The sequence below is a fragment of the Clostridium sp. AUH-JLR23 genome, assembly GCF_964238065.1.
GTDB classification, from domain to species: Bacteria; Bacillota_I; Bacilli_A; order Erysipelotrichales; family Coprobacillaceae; genus Allocoprobacillus; species Allocoprobacillus merdigallinarum.
The window spans coordinates 1-17,190 of sequence record NZ_CAXSKY010000012.1; the positions used below are offsets into that span (position 1 = coordinate 1).

18 protein-coding genes are annotated in these 17,190 nt (G+C 33.0%); 4 read left to right on the plus strand and 14 right to left on the minus strand.

The features are described 5' to 3' along the window. Nucleotides 1-84: 84 nt before the first annotated feature. The 3 genes from ACESR5_RS07155 to ACESR5_RS07165 are packed head-to-tail and all read right to left on the minus strand — an operon-like array spanning nucleotide 85 to nucleotide 3,552. Nucleotides 85-606 carry a class I SAM-dependent methyltransferase gene (locus ACESR5_RS07155; RefSeq protein WP_087297601.1) on the minus strand — a complete coding sequence of 174 codons (522 nt, stop codon included), beginning with the start codon at nucleotides 604-606 and terminating at the stop codon, nucleotides 85-87. A gap of 7 nt (nucleotides 607-613) precedes the next feature. After that, nucleotides 614-2,242 carry a DUF4080 domain-containing protein gene (locus tag ACESR5_RS07160; protein WP_373154853.1) on the minus strand — a complete coding sequence of 543 codons (1,629 nt, stop codon included), beginning with the start codon at nucleotides 2,240-2,242 and terminating at the stop codon, nucleotides 614-616. Nucleotides 2,243-2,280: 38 nt separating this feature from the next. After that, the gene (locus tag ACESR5_RS07165) at nucleotides 2,281-3,552 is read right to left on the minus strand and encodes a M15 family metallopeptidase (RefSeq protein WP_087297603.1); all 1,272 of its coding nucleotides are present in this window, start codon (nucleotides 3,550-3,552) and stop codon (nucleotides 2,281-2,283) included. Nucleotides 3,553-3,713: 161 nt separating this feature from the next. On the opposite strand from ACESR5_RS07165, the gene ACESR5_RS07170 reads away from it, so the two are divergent. Both ACESR5_RS07170 and ACESR5_RS07175 read left to right on the plus strand, forming a co-directional pair. Continuing rightward, nucleotides 3,714-3,995 (plus strand): hypothetical protein, encoded by a 282-nt coding sequence (locus tag ACESR5_RS07170; protein WP_087297604.1) that lies wholly within the window; start codon nucleotides 3,714-3,716, stop codon nucleotides 3,993-3,995. Between the two features lie 116 nt (nucleotides 3,996-4,111). Continuing rightward, nucleotides 4,112-4,351 carry a hypothetical protein gene (locus ACESR5_RS07175; protein WP_087243234.1) on the plus strand — a complete coding sequence of 80 codons (240 nt, stop codon included), beginning with the start codon at nucleotides 4,112-4,114 and terminating at the stop codon, nucleotides 4,349-4,351. Nucleotides 4,352-4,367: 16 nt separating this feature from the next. Here the strand turns inward: ACESR5_RS07175 and ACESR5_RS07180 are convergent, their stop codons facing one another. The 7 genes from ACESR5_RS07180 to ACESR5_RS07210 all read right to left on the minus strand — a co-directional run bounded on the left by ACESR5_RS07180 (nucleotide 4,368) and on the right by ACESR5_RS07210 (nucleotide 12,626). Continuing rightward, entirely contained in the window at nucleotides 4,368-5,795 is a 1,428-nt protein-coding gene (locus ACESR5_RS07180) for an alpha-amylase (RefSeq protein ID WP_373154856.1), read from the minus strand. 71 nt (nucleotides 5,796-5,866) lie between these two features. Continuing rightward, nucleotides 5,867-6,130: a metal-sensing transcriptional repressor gene (locus tag ACESR5_RS07185; RefSeq protein WP_087243232.1), complete on the minus strand. Its 264-nt coding sequence runs from the start codon at nucleotides 6,128-6,130 to the stop codon at nucleotides 5,867-5,869. After that, nucleotides 6,130-8,613: a heavy metal translocating P-type ATPase gene (locus tag ACESR5_RS07190; RefSeq protein WP_373154859.1), complete on the minus strand. Its 2,484-nt coding sequence runs from the start codon at nucleotides 8,611-8,613 to the stop codon at nucleotides 6,130-6,132. The genes ACESR5_RS07185 and ACESR5_RS07190 overlap by 1 nt, the downstream gene beginning before the upstream one ends. A 183-nt stretch (nucleotides 8,614-8,796) precedes the next feature. Then, nucleotides 8,797-9,585, minus strand: coding sequence for an ABC transporter ATP-binding protein (locus ACESR5_RS07195; RefSeq protein ID WP_087254783.1), 789 nt, complete (start codon nucleotides 9,583-9,585; stop codon nucleotides 8,797-8,799). Between the two features lies 1 nt (nucleotide 9,586). After that, nucleotides 9,587-10,615: an iron chelate uptake ABC transporter family permease subunit gene (locus ACESR5_RS07200; protein WP_087243229.1), complete on the minus strand. Its 1,029-nt coding sequence runs from the start codon at nucleotides 10,613-10,615 to the stop codon at nucleotides 9,587-9,589. After that, on the minus strand, nucleotides 10,612-11,607 hold the full coding sequence (locus tag ACESR5_RS07205; protein WP_087243228.1) for an iron ABC transporter permease: 996 nt from the start codon (nucleotides 11,605-11,607) through the stop codon (nucleotides 10,612-10,614). The genes ACESR5_RS07200 and ACESR5_RS07205 overlap by 4 nt, the downstream gene beginning before the upstream one ends. Continuing rightward, nucleotides 11,604-12,626: an iron-siderophore ABC transporter substrate-binding protein gene (locus ACESR5_RS07210; RefSeq protein ID WP_373154862.1), complete on the minus strand. Its 1,023-nt coding sequence runs from the start codon at nucleotides 12,624-12,626 to the stop codon at nucleotides 11,604-11,606. The genes ACESR5_RS07205 and ACESR5_RS07210 overlap by 4 nt, the downstream gene beginning before the upstream one ends. A gap of 456 nt (nucleotides 12,627-13,082) precedes the next feature. On the opposite strand from ACESR5_RS07210, the gene ACESR5_RS07215 reads away from it, so the two are divergent. Both ACESR5_RS07215 and ACESR5_RS07220 read left to right on the plus strand, forming a co-directional pair. Beyond that, the gene (locus tag ACESR5_RS07215) at nucleotides 13,083-13,370 is read left to right on the plus strand and encodes a transposase (protein WP_373154864.1); all 288 of its coding nucleotides are present in this window, start codon (nucleotides 13,083-13,085) and stop codon (nucleotides 13,368-13,370) included. After that, nucleotides 13,367-13,501, plus strand: a complete 135-nt coding sequence (locus tag ACESR5_RS07220; protein WP_255374772.1) for a hypothetical protein — start codon at nucleotides 13,367-13,369, stop codon at nucleotides 13,499-13,501. Before ACESR5_RS07215 ends, ACESR5_RS07220 begins: the two co-directional genes overlap by 4 nt. 192 nt (nucleotides 13,502-13,693) lie before the next feature. Here the strand turns inward: ACESR5_RS07220 and ACESR5_RS07225 are convergent, their stop codons facing one another. From ACESR5_RS07225 to ACESR5_RS07240, 4 genes are all read right to left on the minus strand, one after another. Beyond that, nucleotides 13,694-14,662, minus strand: coding sequence for a D-2-hydroxyacid dehydrogenase (locus tag ACESR5_RS07225; RefSeq protein WP_087936812.1), 969 nt, complete (start codon nucleotides 14,660-14,662; stop codon nucleotides 13,694-13,696). Beyond that, entirely contained in the window at nucleotides 14,659-15,990 is a 1,332-nt protein-coding gene (locus ACESR5_RS07230) for an aspartate kinase (protein ID WP_087936811.1), read from the minus strand. The genes ACESR5_RS07225 and ACESR5_RS07230 overlap by 4 nt, the downstream gene beginning before the upstream one ends. A 99-nt stretch (nucleotides 15,991-16,089) precedes the next feature. Beyond that, nucleotides 16,090-16,668, minus strand: coding sequence for a xanthine phosphoribosyltransferase (locus tag ACESR5_RS07235; protein WP_087243223.1), 579 nt, complete (start codon nucleotides 16,666-16,668; stop codon nucleotides 16,090-16,092). Next, a complete protein-coding gene (locus ACESR5_RS07240; protein WP_373154866.1) occupies nucleotides 16,665-17,189 on the minus strand; it encodes a GNAT family N-acetyltransferase in 525 nt (174 codons plus the stop codon). The genes ACESR5_RS07235 and ACESR5_RS07240 overlap by 4 nt, the downstream gene beginning before the upstream one ends. Nucleotide 17,190: the final 1 nt, after the last annotated feature.

Below are 17,190 nucleotides of genomic sequence, written 5' to 3' on the forward strand. Positions count from 1 at the left end.
CAGAAAGAAAAAAGGGAGAATTTTGAATTTGATCAAATATTCTCTCTATTTTAATGTCATTAAATTGACGACATTGAGCAGAATTTACTGCTTCTTTTCTATTTCAATAACATAAGGTGCTTTCTTTTTATTCAACATTTGAAAGCACGAAACATGAAACTGATGAGAATCTAACTGTGATACATATTCATGAATCCATAAACTTTCCTGATATCCTTCTTCATGACCAGGATAAACAACAATAAAAAGAGCTTTTTTCATCATTTCAATAGCTTGACAGACAGCCTCTTGAGTAGACGGCAATGTTGTTGTAATATGATGAGAAGCCTGTGGTAAATAGCCAAGATTGAATATTCCTATATCAAATGATGAAAAATACTGTTTCATATTTTCATGACTATCTAAAATCAGTTGTACATGTTGTCTATCTCCTAAACGTTTTTTTGTATTTTCCAATGCTTCAGGCTGTATATCAAAAGCATAGACCTTTGGACACTGTTCAGCTAAAAAAAGTGTATCATGACCATTTCCCATAGTAAAATCAACACCCACCTGAAAAGAATACGTTGATATTCTTTGATGAACATATTCAACCATCGTTAACATACTATGATCACCCTTTCTTATACATCGACCACTGACATTGATAATCTTTATAGATCACAACAAGATAATGATCTTGAATTTCTTCTACAATTGCATATCTAAATAAGAGCTCAGAATCAAGCTGATATTTTTGTGAAAGTTCTCTTAAAACCTGTTTCTTTGATTGTGGAGTTAAAGTAGACTGATACCATTTTTTAGGTTTCACTTTAAACTGCAATAAATAATCCATAATCAATAAATCATGATACTTCTCAGGTAAATAGGAATCCAAGTAAAGATAAAGTTCATCTAACTGATAACCTATTTTTTTATATTGTTTTTCATGATAAAAACATGAAAGATCATAAAAGAACGCAAATGGCGAAGAAACGTCATCCATCACCGCATTCATCGTATGTACAAAACGCCCACTATTCCAGTATTTCTCCAACATATCTTCAGCCATATGAATATTTTCCATATCATCATGAGATAACCATTTGTTTTCCAGCATTTCATAAGGAGGCTCTTTTTGATAGACATACCCATAATCTTTAGCATCATTACGTAATGATGTTCCTCTTAATAGTTTTAAAAAGCCCAATTGTAATTCTTTTGCACGAAAGGCAAAAACATCATCAAATGATTGAGCAAATCTTTCATATGTTTCATATGGTAAACCAGCAATGAGATCTAAATGCAAATCACATTGACCATCTTGCATTAACATAGTGATCACTTCGCTTAAACGTTTAAAATTCTGAATTCTTTTGACTGCGCGATTTGTCGGTTCATAAGTTGATTGAATTCCTATTTCAAATCTCAATAATCCCTTTGGTGCTTTCTCTCTAATAAAATCAATAATTTTTTGATTGAGGACATCCGCATTAATTTCAAATTGAAATTGCTGTCCTTCTTGATAATGTTTAAAAATATAATCTAAAATCATAATAGCATGATTTGCATCAGCATTAAAACTACGATCTAAAAATTTAATTGTTTTGGCTGAACTATGACAAATCAAATTGAGTTGTCTTTTGAGATAGTCTTCACTAAAAAATCTAAGTCCCTGTTCTAATGAAGATAAACAATATTGACATTGAAATGGACACCCTCGACTTGTTTCAAAATATAAGATACGTTTACTCATATCTTTTTGATCTTGTGGTAAACAATACGGCGAATCTAAGGATTCTACATATTTTAAATCTGCAACAGCTACTGTTGATGAGATATGCCCACGATAACTGACACCTGGTAAACATACATCCTGTTTCTTTTCTAAAGCTTCTAATAATTGAGGGAATATTTCTTCCCCTTCACCACTTAAAATGTAATCTACTGGTATATGCTCTAAAAAGTACTGTGGTTCATAAGTGACCTCAGGTCCCCCTAAAGCAAGAATAATATCAGGTTGTCTTTGACGTAACATATGGCATAGCTTATCAATATATTCAATATTCCATATATAACAAGAAAACGCAATCATATCTAAATGCATTGATAATAAATCATCAACAATATGTTCAAGTGAATCCTTAATTGTATATTCTTTAAAATCAACATCAAAGCGATGATAAGAAGCTACATAAAGCAAACGCAATGATAATGACGTATGAATATATTTTGAATTGAGAGTTGTTATTAATGTTTTCATGATTTTCTCCTAAAAAATAATCTAGGGATAACCCTAGATTATTGACCTTTCTTAATATCAGGGATAACCCCTTTATTTAAGCAATATTCTTCTAATGTCCAACCATTATTAAAGATTTCTTTTGCTGCTTCTTTTCCAACATATCTAAAATGCCATGGTTCATTAGCAATACCTGTAATACCAGCTTTATCTTCTTCATATCTTAAAATAAAACCATATTTATAAGAATTTGCTACACACCATTTATAATCAGGTTTATAACCAAAACGACTATTTTCAATACCATTTAATTTATCATCAATAACAGCCTGACATGTTAAATCAACACCTAATCCTGTCTGATGTTCACTTCCTCCTGGTTCAGCAACTAAACTTGCTGCAGTCACAGGATCATATTTATTGAAGTAATCATCATATGTTGCCTTTTGATCTGCATATGAACGATAAGCACTATTCACAACCAAATCATAACCTTCTTTTTTAGCTGCATCAAACATTTCTACTAAAGCGTTAGCAGCTTCTTTTCTCAATCTTGGATCGTCGCAATCAGATGCCACCTTCACTTTATCAGGATCTGGATTCACTAAATCAGATGGTTCATAATTAGCTGGTAAATAGAATCCTTTTTTCACTAATGTTAAAACATCATCTGGATTTTGAATTGTATAAGGTTGATCAACTTCATTTTCAGAAATAATAAATGGATATGTTGTAATCAATACAGCATAATTATAATTTTTATTTTCTTCATATGATTCCATGTATTGATCAATATCTTCAAAAACAAATCCTTTGACTTGCATAAATGGTTCAATTTGAGCATAAGTATATTGTTTATCTACCAAATGTTTAACTTCATTCACACCTGCGGTTTTTAAAACTTCCCAAATCTGATCATTTGAATAATTAAGCGTTGTTAATTTAGGAACATAATTATCAAAAATATTATCTATAGTTGAAATAACTTCTTTCACTTGCATATCCTTATGTAAGGATAGATATTTTTCATATTCATCATAATATTGAACTTTTTGACTTTGGCTCAACCATTGTGAAATATGTTCCAATTTATCATATGATAAGATTTCATCAACTTCATTATTTTCTAACGCAAGTATTTCACTTTGTTGTGAAAAAGAATAACCTTTAAAAGCCAATTGAATACGACTAAAATTAAACCATACAATAACTCCAATCACAATTGCAACAACAATGCCGATAATAGCAATTCTATCCCAACGTATTCTTGGATGCCTTGATGGAGAATACGAACTATAATATGTATATCTTTTACCTCTATTAAATCTCATAATCTACCTCTTTTCTACGTCTTATAGTTTAACATATTCATCGCTATAATTCTACATTTTCAGCGAATTTCACATGATTAAAAAAATGACATGATATAATATTATTGCAATCTGAACATAATTATGTTATTTTATTTGTTGTATATAAAGGAGGTTTCTCTATGCATTTTGTGATTTGTATGTTTATTGCATTTATCTGCCTCATTACAGCTGTATTATTTGCAGAAGTTTTTCCTAAATGGTTTAAAGCTGTTCTTGCCTTACTAGGAAGTGCGACTGCCGGATATGCAATTGCAATATTCATTAGAAAAATAGCCATGTGGACAAAAGCGTTCAGTAAACCTGAACTTTTACCTACTGCAGGTATCTGTGCAGCAATTATGCTTATTATTGTCATCATTGTGGTCTTTATTCTTAACAAGAGAAAAACAAAAACAGCATAAAAAAACAATCTTTATTATAGAGATTGTTTTTTTATAATCTTTATAGAAACTTAACATAAATTTCATCTTGAACCTTTTGAAATCATATATAATAAACATATAAGGAAGTGAAATTTATGGAGTATGCATATAAGGAATATTATCTAGGCGCATTAACAATGTCAGTAATTGCCTGTATCGGGTCATTATTGAGCGTAGTCAATCTGATTCCTTTATTGATTACTTATCAGTTAATCCAAAAAGCCTGTCACCGTGGACTTCCACATTCTTCGTATAAAATTCTATCCACAATCTTTCAGACAGCTATCATGTTAACATTGTTAATCACAGTTTTATATTTGAGTTTTCAGTGGTGATCGTCAGATGACCACTTTATTTTTTGGGTATATAAACACTGACACTTCCATCTTGAACAGTAAACAGTCCATACCCTTTGTCATCAATAGTAACAGTTTCATTGACATTTTCTAAATAATCATAAAATATCTGATTTTGATATTGCTGTCCTACATACATGTACAGTTGTCCACCATTTTGATTGGTCATAATGCAAGCCAATCCATAAGCTTCTCGTGTCCATCCTATGATATGACGATCATAAAAATAATCATTTTGTTGACCATAGGCATAATATTGACGTAAATATAAAAGACGATCTATAACCTGATTTTGTCCTGATAAAGAAGGTTTTTCAATTCCATAATAATCACCATAAAAGATACAAGGATAACCATCCTTTCTTAGCAAAATCAAGGCATAGGCCAGTGGTTTAAACCAATCCAAAACCCATGATTGCAGACCTTGCTGTGGTTGTGTATCATGATTATCAACAAATGTGACAGCATTCATACAGGCTTTTTGAACCAATGTGTTATTAAAAATTTGGGACATATCATATTGTCCAAAGCTACGTGAGGCTTCATAAAAATGATAATGCAAAGGAACATCAAATAATGATAATGAATAATTCACTTCAGTGAGATATTGAAGTAATTTTTGTACATCACCATGCCAATATTCTCCCACTGTAAATAATTCTTGGTGTGTATACTGTCGCATATGATAAAGCCAATCCTGATAAAATGATGCATTAATATGTTTAACTGCATCCAATCTAAAACCGTCTATATGTGTTGTATCTAAGTACCATTCTCCCCATCTTTTAAGTTCACTTACAACACGATGATTTGAAAAATCTAAATCTGCTCCCATTAAATAATCATAATTCCCATTTTCATTATCAACCTGTGAGTCCCATGTTTTATCCTGAAACAAAAAAGTAGCATGACGTTTTGTTTTGGCATCATAATCTATGCCATCAAAACAACTCCAATCCCATGTAAAATCACTATATTTTTGATGACGATTGGGAAAAGTAAAAAGAGTCGGAACTTGAATCCATTCATTTTGTCTTTCAATATCATAGGTATCATGTTGATTGACTTCACTCGCTTTCACATCTTCATAGCCATCAGCACCCATTTTATGATTCAATACAATATCCCCATAAACCTGTATGCCGACTTGTTGCAGGGCCTGGATTGCTTGTAAATATTCATCTTTGGTTCCATATTTTGTTGGAACAGTTCCTTTTTGATAAAATTCACCCAAATCATATAAATCATATACCCCATAACCAACATCCTGAGTTCCACCAATACCTTTAAAAGCTGGTGGTAACCACAACGCTGTCACTCCTATATCAAAAAGATGCTGTGCATCAGCCTTAACTTTTTGATACAAATGAGGATCTGAAGGTAAATACCACTCAAAATATTGCATTAAAACGCCTTGTTTCATTCAGTTCATCTCCTTATAAAAAAGTATAAAGAAAAAAGTCAAAGACTGCAATAAACAATCTTGACTTTTTGTTACTTCATTAATTGATTGATAACGTCCATCATCTCTTCTATTTTTTGATCAGCATCTTGACTGCCAATAGCATCATGAACACAATGCTGCATGTGAGCTCCAATAATTTCTTTATTAGCACGTTTTAAAATAGCCTGAGTTGCCATGATCTGATTAGATATATCAATACAATAACGATCATCTTCAATCATTTTCATGATGCCATCAATCTGTCCTCGAGCTGTTTTTAATAAACGCATAACATGTTTTTGATCTGCCTGCATTATTCAAATCCTTTAACACTATAACCAGCATCTTCAACTGCTTTGATTAAGATACTTTCATCAACATCATGAGATAATTTTAAATAAGCACAGTTATTTTTTAAATCTACTGTTGCTTCTACACCTTCAATACTATTTAAAGCTTTATCTACATGCTTTTGACAATTTGGACACATCATACCTTCAATATTCATTGTTTTTTCCATTTTCTTTTCCTCCTGTCTGATTATTGTATTTTGATGTTTAGGTTTAAAAAATCTCAGTCTTAGGGCATTGCTGACAACAAAGATCGAACTCAAACTCATTGCCGCACCACCAAACATAGGATCTAACAGCCATCCAAAGACTGGATAGAACACACCTGCTGCAATTGGAATTCCAATCACATTGTAGAAAAATGCCCAAAACAGATTTTCTTTAATATTTTTTAACACTGCATGACTCAGTTCAATCGCATTCACAACATCCTGTAAATCATTTTTCATCAAAACAATGTCTGCTGAATCCATGGCTATATCAGTTCCCGACGTCATCGCTATACCAATATCGGCACGCATAAGCGCTGGAGCATCATTAATTCCGTCTCCTACCATGATAACACGTTCACCTTTTGCTTGTAAATCTCTGATATGTTTTTCTTTATCCTGTGGTAAAACTTCAGCAATGACCTGGATTCCCAGTTCATCACCAATCGCTTGAGCAGTTAATTGATTATCTCCTGTCAACATATAAATAGTTAATCCCATATCTTTTAATTGATTAATAGCGTTTTGACTTGTTTCCTTTAACACATCACTGACAACAATTAAACCAATCATTTGTCCATTATAAGCATAGAATAATGGCGTTTTTCCTTGGCTTGCTAAAAGTTGCGCTTTGGCTTGTACAGGTGATAAATCAATATCATGTTCCTTCATCAAACGTTGATTACCAGATAAAATCATACCTCCATCAATAGTCCCTTTTAGCCCTTTACCAGATAACATCTGGAAATTTTCAACAGTTTTTAAAGATATCCCCTGCTCTTTGACATAATCAACTACAGCTTTGGCAAGAGGATGCTGTGATGAACTTTCAATAGAAGCAGCTAAAGTTAATAACTCTTTAGTGTCTATACCAATAGGATAAATTTCAGTTACCTGCGGTTTTCCTTTTGTAATCGTTCCCGTTTTATCTAAAACAATACTTTTTGCCTTAGATAATAATTCTAGATTTTCTGCTGATTTGATCAGAATACCTAATTGTGCGCCTTTTCCTGTTCCCACCATAATGGCAGTTGGAGTTGCTAAACCTAATGCACATGGACAAGAAATAACCAATACTGCAATCGCACATGTTAAAGCAAAATGGAAAGTCTGTCCACCAAGAGTCACCCATAAAACAAATGTCACTAAAGCAATCACAATTACAACTGGTACAAAGATTCCACTAATCTGATCTGCCAGTTTTGCAATTGGGGCTTTAGATGAGCTGGCTTCTTCAACCAATTCTATGATTTGTGATAAGGTCGCTTCTTGACTTGTATGAGTCACCTCAACTTGAATATACCCTTCTACATTCATCGTTGCACCAATCACTTTATCATCGACAGATTTGTCTACGGGTAAACTTTCACCAGTAATCATAGACTCATCAATGGATGTCTGTCCTTTGATAATCACACCATCTAAAGGTATATTTTGCCCAGGTTTGACAATCATAATATCGCCAATCTGCACATCATCAATAGCCACTTCTACTTCCTGATTATCTTTCAAAAGTGTTGCAGAAGACGGCATTAAGTGAATCAGTTTTTCAATTGCTTCCGTTGTTTTCTTTTTAGAACGAGATTCTAAATATTTTCCTAAAGAAATAAGGGTCAAAATCATGGCTGCTGACTCAAAATAAAGCTGCATCATATATTGATGAGCATCATGAAGATTGCCATGACCTAAATCATAACCCATCATAAAAATAGCATAAATACTATAAACTGCCGCAGCCGTTGAACCAATAGCTATAAGTGTGTCCATATTAGGGCTGCGATGCCATAAAGACTTAAAACCTCTTTGAAAATAGCCACGATTGATATACATGACTGGCAAAGTTAAAAAGAGCTGCGTTAAAGCAAAAACCATCATATTTTCTTCACCAACAAGAATAGATGGTAAAGGTGCTCCTAGCATATGTCCCATTGAAATATAAAACAAAGGAATTAAAAAGACAAAAGAAAGAATCAATGATTTTTTCTTATGATCAACTGTTTCTTCCTGTTTCTGTGCTTGAACAGTTTCTTTTTCTAATACAGCTTTATATCCTGCATCTTCTACAGCTTTTTCAATCATTTGATCGTTGACTTTATTTTCATCATAGTCAACAACCATACAATTGCTTAAAAGATTAACATTAACATCATGAACACCATCAAGATGCCTGACAGCTTTATCTACATGAGCACTGCATGCACTGCATGTCATACCCACAACATCATATTTCTGTTTCATAAGATACCTCCCATACCCCTGTGGGGTATACTAACATTATATATGATTTTTATAAAATAGCAACCAAAATGATAAAAAATAATATTTTCAAATAAAAATGCCCTCATCATTTGGATATCCAAATAACGAAAGCATTGAAAATAATAAAAAGAATGAAACACACTGTCCATTCCTCAATATAAATTATTTACATTTTCCAATAGGAATAATCATTGGCCGTTGTGTTATAGGATCTTTAATAATTTTACTATTTAAACCATAAACTTCTCGTATGATTTCTTCATTAATTATTTCTTCTGGTGTTCCATGAGCTAGTAATTTTCCATTAGATATCGCAAATATATAATCTGCGTAGCGAGCAGATAGATTAATATCATGTAATACCATGGCGATGGTTGTACCTTTTTTCTGATTTAATTCAGTTAATAAGTCTAAAATTTCGATCTGATAAGATATATCTAAAAAAGTTGTAGGTTCATCTAACAACAAAATATCTGTATCCTGTGCTAATGCTAAAGCTAGCCATACTCTCTGTCTTTGTCCACCGCTTAATTCATCTACACATCGATCAGCTAAATCAGAGATACCCATCATATCCATTGCTTCACTAACAATTTGATAATCTTCTTTGCTCATCCCTTTTAGTGGCTGACGATATGGAAATCGACCTCTTGCGACCAAATCAGCAACAGTTATTCCCTCAGGTACAATAGGTGACTGTGGCATTAATCCTAAGTTTTTTGCTAATGCTTTTGAAGGATATTTATGTATGTCTTTATTATTCAAATATACAGCACCATTTGAAGGAAGAACTAATTTGCATAATGTTTTCAATAAAGTTGATTTCCCACATCCATTTGAACCAATTATTACACTAATTTTATGCTCTGGCAACACTAGATCGACATCCTTCACAATTGTATGATTTCCATATCCTGAGGATAAATGTTCTGCATATAAACAATCTGTCATATTAGCCTCCTTTATGATTCATTCTAAATAGCATCAGTAATAAATATGGTGCTCCTAAAATACCTGTAATAATTCCTACTGGATAACGAGCTGGTAATAAATTTTGGGCAACTAAATCTCCCGCTAATACAAGAATAGCTCCCATAAGACCGGCTTGTAACATATTAGCCTGATTTCCTTTGCAGATTCTAGTAATGATAGGACCAGATAAAAAGGATACAGCTGCAATTGGACCACTGATGGAAGTTGCTACAGCAGAGAGAATAATTGCATTAACAATCAACAGTAACTTTGTTCTTTGAATATTTAAACCTAAAGTAGTCGCAAAATCTTCTCCCAACTGTAAAAGCATCAGTCTTCTACTTAAATATACTAGAGAACTTCCCATGAAAATTACTACAATTACAATTCGAACCGCTTCTTCTATTGTGACATTATTTAAACTTCCGCTTAACCACCGTAAGGCATTTGCTACATCATATTGTGCTGCACGAAGTATAATATAAGAAATCACTGCTTGTAAGAATGCCTGAAATCCTAAACCGATTAAAATCATTCTGCCATTATTTGATCCGATTCCCTGCGATAGACGATAGATCAGAAATGCTACAAGCATTCCGCCTAAGATTGCGCCAATAGAAACAGCATTTCCACTCCAATGAAGGATAAGAATACAAAATACAGCTACTGTACTAGCTCCAGATGTTACGCCTATAATATCAGGACTAGCTAATGGATTACCTAACATTTTCTGAAAGGTATTTCCTGCCATACCAAAGGCTATTCCACAAAATACGCCTGCTAACATTCTTGGAAAACGTAATGTATTAACAGTAAATGATGCTCCTGGTATATTTTCATACAATAAGGACTGAATAACAGTATTTAGAGAGTAAAAAGTATTACCAAGCATCATGGATAGTGCCATAAGTATACATAATATAATGCATAATATGATAGTAATGGTTATAATTCTTTTTCTCTGGTGATGATAAACACGTTCTATAATTTCTCTTGTCTGTTTTTTCATAAACTACGTATTTTCACCTTTCTAACAATATAAATAAAGACTGGCGCTCCAAGAATTGCGGTTATAATTCCAACTTCTAATTCTGCTGGACTTGCGATTACTCTTCCAATAATATCTGCACCTAGTAACAGTATGCTTCCTCCCAATGCAGATAATGGAAGGAGATAATGCATATTCGATCCTATTAATAATCGCATAATATGGGGAACCATTAATCCAACAAAAGCAATTGGACCAGCTAATGCTGTTGTAGCACCACATAATAGTACTCCTGCAAATGCTGCCATTGCTCTTACTTTCTTACTATTTATTCCTAAGCTTGTGGCTAATTCATCGCCTAACGCTAAAGTATTTAATGAAGATGATAAATAAAATGATAGAAGTAATCCTAAAATGAAATACGGAAGCAGTACTAAAATCATATTCCACTTAGCTCCGCCAATACTTCCTGTTTGCCAAAAACGAAAACTATCCATTACCTGTGAATTTGGTAACATGATTGTATTCACTAATGACATAAGTGCCATCGATGTTGCAGCTCCTGCTAGTGCTAACTTAATTGGAGTAGCTCCACTTTGTCCTACAGAAGCAATACCATAAACAAGTATTGCAGTTAATATAGCCCCTGTGAAACCAAGCCAGATATACTGACTTGGTGAAGAGATTGAAAAGAACGCAATTCCCACAACCACAAAGAGAGATGCTCCTGTATTTATTCCTAAAATACTAGGATCTGCAATTGGATTTCGGGTAATTGATTGCATCAGACAACCAGATACTCCTAAAGAAGCTCCAGCTAAAATACCAAACAAAGTTCGTGGTATTCTTGCCTGAACAACACTAATAGAAAAGCTTTCTTTGTTGGTAAATAATGCATCAAATAATGTCTCCATATCTACTGATTTAGAACCATATAAAATAGACAATGCAGAAACAACAATTAGACATAGAGAAAGAATCACAAACAAGAAATAAACATTCTTTTTTCTCATTCGTTTACCTTATCTGCAGCCTGTCCAATTAATGATAAATACTCATCAATTGTTGCAGAAATACCTAAAACTGTAGGAGTCGCAGAACCTGCTAATGCACTATTACTATCAATAACTACTACTGAACCACGTTTAATAGCTGGAATCTTTCCAAAGATAGCATCTTTCTGTAAAGCTTTTAGGGTTGTATCATCACCATAAGTAACTAAAATATCTACATTATTTAAAATATCTGCATTTTCTGCGGAAACCGTCAAAGAGAAAGTCGTTTCATCTTTTCCCATTTCCTTAATATTTTCAGGGAATGATAAACCTAAGTCTGTAAGATAGGAAGCTCTAGGATCACTAGTTAAATATACATAGAATGAGCTAGTATCTGCTGGATTAACCCAAAGGAAAGCTCCGCTTTTGCCTTCTATCTGAGGATATTCTTTCAATTTATTCGCAATTAATTGTTCAGTTTCTTTAACCAATGCTTCTCCTTCATCTTTCATCCCCATAGCTTCTGCATTAATCGTAACTTGCTCTCTCCAATATGTCTGCCATGCTACACGTGGATATGCAACTACAGGAGCAATTTTACTTAAGGTATCATACTCTTCTTGTGTTAATCCTGAATAAGCAGCTAGAATGATATCCGGATTACTATCCGCAATAGCTTCATAATCTAACCCATCTGTATCATCATAGACTACTGGCTCTGTTACTCCTAATTTTTTAAATGCCTCCTGTGTCCATGGTGATAACCCATCTTTCGTTAATTCACCGAAATTTCCTTTTGAAACACCAACTGGAGCAACTCCCAATGCCAATGGGACATCCTGATTTCCCCAAGCTATGGTTGCTATGCGCTCTGGCTTTTCTGTAATCGTTGTTTCTCCAAAAGCATGTTTTATTGTAATTGGAAATTGTGTAGATGTATTTGTATTTTTATTTTCATATTCATTAGTTGACGATGATGAACAAGCTGTTGTCATCAATAAGAAACCTGTAAGTACTACAGCAAAAAATTTTTTCATATAAACCTCCTTACATAGTTAGCTTTAGCTAACTTATGAAATAACTATATCAGAACATAACATTTATGTCAATACTATATTAATTTTGAGTTTCGGGATTTTGCAAAGCAGAAGTATCCAATTTGGTAATTTCTGTTTCAAATTGTCTTGATATTGAATGATTTTTTCAATAAAGAAAAAAAGGGTATAACCGACCTGGCAACCTATCAGTTGCCTTGTATATATTATGACTCTATTTTTATACATTCAATTTTAATTGCTTATAAGGCTGATGTCTTCGTATTTGCAGATAGTCTTCAATTCCTATATGACCAAATTTCAATATTCGCCGATTCCATCTTTGATCTGATATAGCCAAAAGTAGTTTTTACTTTTTAAGCTCCTGCTTCTTTCCACTATCTTTATGACTAATAATTTCTTATTGATACTTTCTGTCAATAAAGTCAAATGTCCTATATGCATCATCAGCAAGCTATTGATTCCCAGATCAAGGAAATGATGGATTTTGGGAATACACTGGTCAAATGGAAATATGAGATTGTGAATTCATTTGTGCCGGCAAATGGAAGACGCATATCAAACGGCCTGATTGAAAACAGAAACAAATCCATCAAGCTGCTGAAACACAGTTCAAACGGATACCTCAACTGGCATCGTTTCAAGACAAGAATCATGTACAGTCTCAATAAAGACTCAACATATCACCTGTATCCAATCAAAAACAAGGGGGATTTTACAGAATGATGACAAGAAAAAAGATTTATACACTGATTGTGGACAATCATGATGTAAGCATTATCAGCAGACAACGTCTGCTGGAAGACATACTATACAGACTCAATATGATGAATATGCAGATGAACTGGATGACTTGACTCAGGAAATCAATCTGAAGTTAGATAAACTGATAGAAAAAGCAGAAAAAAAGAACCATGACCCATCATCAGATCATGATTCTCCTATACAGTTTTAAAATTGTGGGAAGAACAGCCTTCCCACAATTTCTTATAATCCAAAACCCCACAACCCCGTGTTATTTTAGATTACCAAAATCAGTAATTATAATTTTAAAGATTGAGTGTATGATAACGATAACCTGTTTGAAAGTCAACTAAATTTTCTAACTCTTCATGTGCTTTAAGATGCTCTAAATTTCTTATAACTAAATCAGTAAAATAAGTTCTGGCACTTTCCCATACATAACCACCTGAAGCATGTGGCGTTATCAAAACATTATCCATTTGCCAAAGCGGATGATCAGCTGGCAATGGTTCTTCTTCAACAACATCTAACCCAACCCCATAAAGATGCCCCTGATTCAATACATTGACAAGATCATCAGTAGCAATAGCACTTCCTCTTCCAACATTAATCAATACAGCATCCCTCTTCATTAACATCAGTTTTTGCTGATCAAATAAATGATAAGTCTGCGAAGATTGAGGCAACGCCAAAATAACAAAATCTCCACGTGGAAGAACATCTTCCAATTGATCCGTTGTATAAATTTCATCAAGACATGATGGACATTGAGATGGTCGACGTCTTACACCAATGTTATAACAGTCAAAAGCTTTTAAGCGTTTTGCGATTGTATATCCTAAATCTCCTAAACCAACAATCACAACAGTCTGACGATAAAGCTCTTTTCCAATAGTATCTGCCTGCCAGATTCCATTTTGCATATGCTGAATATATGTTTTAAAATTTTTATTCAAAGCTAAGATCATACCAATAGTATGTTCAGCAATAGCCACGCCATAAGTTCCAGAAGCATTAGCTAAAAGAGTATGAGAAGACAAAATACCTGGTTTGACATATTCATCACTTCCCGCACTATTTAATAAGATCGCCTGTAAATGCTCACGATTCAAATCATATTGCAACGGTGGATTGCCAACAATCACATCACACTGGTCAATCATCTTTTGTGTCACAGTATGCCTAGTTGCATAAATAAAATGATCTTGAGAAAAATGTTGTTCTATCTTTTCAAAATTATCTTTTTGTAAAGGAGCCAACATTAAAATATTCATAATCCATCCCTTTCATTATCAATGAATTCTTTATAAATAGCTTTAATAGCTGGCTTAAAATAACAGTTACGTACGCCAATAATAATATTTAATTCACTAGATCCCTGATCAATCATTTTGATATTGATATTTTCTTTAGCCAAAGCCTTAAAAACACGAGCCGCTGTTCCTCGACTGGCTTTCATTCCTCTACCTACTACCGCAATCAACGATAAATCCGACTCTAAAATAATAGAATCAGGGTGCACACTGCGATGTAATCCCGCTAAAATATCTTGTTCTTTATCAATAAATTCTTCAGTATTGACAATCACTGTCATTGTATCAATACCCGAAGGCATATGTTCAAATGAAACATGATAATCTTCAAAAACTTGTAAAACTTTACGCCCAAATCCAATTTCAGAATTCATCATATCTTTTTCAATCATGACTGTCGCAAAGCCTTGTTTTCCCGCAATACCCGTAATCACATGTGCTGGCTTATGGCAGGTACTTTCTACAATCAAAGTTCCTGGGTCTTGAGGTCTATTGGTATTTTTTATATGAATAGGAATTCCTTCCTTACGGACAGGGAAAACAGAATTTTCATGCAAGACTGAAGCTCCCATATAAGACAATTCTCTTAATTCTTTATAAGTAATTGTTTCAATAACATCAGGATTTTTCACAATACGTGGATCAGCAATCAAAAAACCTGATACATCAGTCCAGTTTTCATATAAATCAACTTTCCCATTTTTAGCCACTATAGATCCTGTTACATCTGAACCCCCTCTAGAAAAAGCTTTAATCTGACCACTATCATCATTAAGCGATCCATAAAATCCAGGTATCACTGCATAAGAAACTGATTCTAGTTTTTGAGATAAAATAGGATCTGTTTTTTTCGCATCATAACGTCCATCTTCATCAATAAAGATAACATCTTTGGCATCAATAAATTCAAACCCTAAATAAGCAGCCAAAATCTTTCCATTTAAATATTCTCCACGACTCACAATATAATCTTCACTCGTTCCATCTTCTAAAGCTTTTTGAATAGCTAGAAAATCTTCTTCAAGAGATATATCAATATGCAATCCTTCAATAATATCTAAAAAACGTTCTTTAAGCTGATCAAAATACAAATGAAACTCATTTTTTGTCTTAGCATAAAAGATTTTATATAAAAGATCTGTCACCTTGGTATCATCTTTGAATCTTTTTCCAGGTGCACTTGGCACAACAAATCGTCTGTCTTTATCACTTTTTATAATATCATAGACTTTTTGAAATTGTGTTGCATCAGCTAACGATGAACCACCAAATTTCACAATTTTACTCATGATTATCGCCTCCATTAATACTATTAGGATACATGATTCTTCCTCTTTATTCAACCTGGAAAAGAAAAAATATCTTGGTTTTTTTCAAGATATTTCCTCTTATCTAAAGACAATTTCTCCTTTTTCATCATCCATCTGATCAATGATTGCTAGTGATTCTAAATGATAACCTAATTTTCTAATTGTCTTTCCACCACTTTGATAACCTTTTTCAATGACAATACCAATACCTTCTACAGTTGCCCCAGCTTGATGAATCAAATCAATTAATCCTAAAACTGCACAACCATTAGCTAGAAAGTCATCAATGATTAAGACATGATCATTTTCATTTAAATATTGTTTTGAAATCACAACATCATTTGTATTTTGATGTGTAAATGATTCTACTGTTGTATGATATAATTCATCAGAGATATTTGATGATTTTGATTTTTTTGCAAAGACAACAGGTACATTTTGAAAATGTCTTGCAGTCATAACAGCTACACCAATACCACTGGCTTCAATCGTTAAAATTTTATTAATGGGATGTTTTTGAAAAAGTGTTTGAAACTCTTTTCCCATTTCATCTAAAAATGCAACATCAATCTGATGATTTAAAAAACTATCGACTTTTAAAATATTTCCTTTTTTTACAATACCTTCTCTAATAATTTTTTCTTCTAACGCTTTCATAATTCTCCCTTTTGTTGATAAACAATTTTAAATATTTCTTTTTTTATCATTTGATATTGTTGATCATCCATGACTTTTGGATATGTCATGAATGTCAATTGAACTGAATGATCATTTTCTCTAAATGTAGGTTGTATATACTGATAAGGATTTAAAACAAATCCCATTCTTTCATAAAACTGGATACGTTTTCGAGATATTTCATCATGAGGAACTTCCACTTCTAAAAATAAGAATTTATCTTTATATAAATAACAAAATTGTTGTAGAAAGTATGTTCCTAATCCTTGACCACGCATCTTTGTTTCAATTGCAAAGTTTTCTAAATAAACACAATTTTCCAATTCCCATACAATCATTGCCCCTTGTAACTCATTATGATCATATTTTGCATAAATGCTAAATAGATTTTGTTGAAATAACTTTTTCATCTGTTCATAGGGTCTTAACTCTTCCAATACAAAAGATCGCTGAAATAAATGATAAACATCATCAAACTGTGATATAGATATTTTCTCCATT

Coding starts and splice junctions, on each gene's coding strand:
- ACESR5_RS07190 (WP_373154859.1), bottom strand. CDS start 8,613: ATGAAACAGAAATATGATGTTGTGGGTATGACATGCAGTGCATGCAGT.
- ACESR5_RS07205 (WP_087243228.1), bottom strand. CDS start 11,607: ATGAGAAAAAAGAATGTTTATTTCTTGTTTGTGATTCTTTCTCTATGT.
- ACESR5_RS07235 (WP_087243223.1), bottom strand. CDS start 16,668: ATGAAAGCGTTAGAAGAAAAAATTATTAGAGAAGGTATTGTAAAAAAA.
- ACESR5_RS07185 (WP_087243232.1), bottom strand. CDS start 6,130: ATGCAGGCAGATCAAAAACATGTTATGCGTTTATTAAAAACAGCTCGA.
- ACESR5_RS07215 (WP_373154864.1), top strand. CDS start 13,083: ATGCATCATCAGCAAGCTATTGATTCCCAGATCAAGGAAATGATGGAT.
- ACESR5_RS07165 (WP_087297603.1), bottom strand. CDS start 3,552: ATGAGATTTAATAGAGGTAAAAGATATACATATTATAGTTCGTATTCT.
- ACESR5_RS07225 (WP_087936812.1), bottom strand. CDS start 14,662: ATGAATATTTTAATGTTGGCTCCTTTACAAAAAGATAATTTTGAAAAG.
- ACESR5_RS07240 (WP_373154866.1), bottom strand. CDS start 17,189: ATGGAGAAAATATCTATATCACAGTTTGATGATGTTTATCATTTATTT.
- ACESR5_RS07170 (WP_087297604.1), top strand. CDS start 3,714: ATGCATTTTGTGATTTGTATGTTTATTGCATTTATCTGCCTCATTACA.
- ACESR5_RS07195 (WP_087254783.1), bottom strand. CDS start 9,585: ATGACAGATTGTTTATATGCAGAACATTTATCCTCAGGATATGGAAAT.
- ACESR5_RS07180 (WP_373154856.1), bottom strand. CDS start 5,795: ATGAAACAAGGCGTTTTAATGCAATATTTTGAGTGGTATTTACCTTCA.
- ACESR5_RS07200 (WP_087243229.1), bottom strand. CDS start 10,615: ATGAAAAAACAGACAAGAGAAATTATAGAACGTGTTTATCATCACCAG.
- ACESR5_RS07230 (WP_087936811.1), bottom strand. CDS start 15,990: ATGAGTAAAATTGTGAAATTTGGTGGTTCATCGTTAGCTGATGCAACA.
- ACESR5_RS07175 (WP_087243234.1), top strand. CDS start 4,112: ATGGAGTATGCATATAAGGAATATTATCTAGGCGCATTAACAATGTCA.
- ACESR5_RS07155 (WP_087297601.1), bottom strand. CDS start 606: ATGTTAACGATGGTTGAATATGTTCATCAAAGAATATCAACGTATTCT.
- ACESR5_RS07210 (WP_373154862.1), bottom strand. CDS start 12,626: ATGAAAAAATTTTTTGCTGTAGTACTTACAGGTTTCTTATTGATGACA.
- ACESR5_RS07220 (WP_255374772.1), top strand. CDS start 13,367: ATGATGACAAGAAAAAAGATTTATACACTGATTGTGGACAATCATGAT.
- ACESR5_RS07160 (WP_373154853.1), bottom strand. CDS start 2,242: ATGAAAACATTAATAACAACTCTCAATTCAAAATATATTCATACGTCA.